1 protein-coding gene is annotated in these 1049 nt (G+C 37.1%); it reads right to left on the bottom strand.

Translation table 11 applies throughout. The features are described from left to right. Nucleotides 1-197: 197 nt before the first annotated feature. Nucleotides 198-725: a hypothetical protein gene (locus E5A76_RS04945; protein WP_161118266.1), complete on the bottom strand. Its 528-nt coding sequence runs from the start codon at nt 723-725 to the stop codon at nt 198-200. Nucleotides 726-1049: the final 324 nt, after the last annotated feature.

Raw genomic sequence — 1049 nt, forward strand, 5'->3', positions numbered from 1 at the left:
TTTACAAGTAAGGCTCTGGAAATGTGGGAGCAGAAACTTCTACGTTTTAATTGACAGTGGGGGTCATATCAACGCCCAATTAAGGTGTGAAGCACGTGACCACAACACTCAATTTGACCACCGTAAACACTGAACTCGACCCAAACCAAAAATGCCAAGCGTGCTGAATCACTCTTAAATTGTTTGTTATATGCGTACTAATTGATACCAAAATCTTTAGACAAAGAACTCATTAGTGATTGGTTTGCTGCAATCAACCTTTCTTTATCATAACCACTTTCAAATGATTCAGAAAAACTAGGCTTCCAATTATCGAGCCTTTGATAGCGTTCAACTTTAGCGATAATACCAGCGTCTTTACCATGACCTCGATATGCCTTAAAAGACACCTTTATAAACTGTTGATATGCTTCAAAAGCTTCTTTCGACCAATAAGGCTGTGTTGAGTGAAAAGTCTTATCCACTTTTCGTTTGCACTCTAAGATGTCTGTAGGTGTGTACTCTTTCCAATCACCCACTCGAAGTATGTATGAATATATAGTATTAATTTCATCTTGCACCGATGCGTATATCGCCGCACGTTTTTCGATAATCGAATGATCAAGTTGCAACCGACTCTTTATCTTCTCCAAACGTTTATTAACCCAAAAGCCTGTCAAAACGATCACTAATAGCGGCATAAATGCAGAAATTAGTGGAGCATATTTCAGCAATGACTCAATCATGAAAACTCCGTATCTTTTATATTTTCGCGGGAAGCATATAACGCCGCATTAAGGTGTGAACAACGCTAACACCTCCCCTAACGCATTGTGCCATAAACACTAAACTTGCTTGAAGTGAAAGCGCCGAGCGTTGTGAATCACTCTTAAATTTATTGTTAGTTTTTTAGTTCAAATGGAACAATGCTCTTTAATTTTTTATCTTTTTTAACTTTTAATAACTCAGCTAAGAAAGAGTCTTCATCCTTAGAAGGAAAAAGGTAATCTGGTGTTATGTGGTTCGCATACTCAACAAAATCATCTAGATATATTTTTACAGAAATAAAC

The sequence above is a fragment of the Photobacterium lucens genome (assembly GCF_009873615.1).
GTDB classification, from domain to species: domain Bacteria; phylum Pseudomonadota; class Gammaproteobacteria; order Enterobacterales; family Vibrionaceae; genus Photobacterium; species Photobacterium lucens.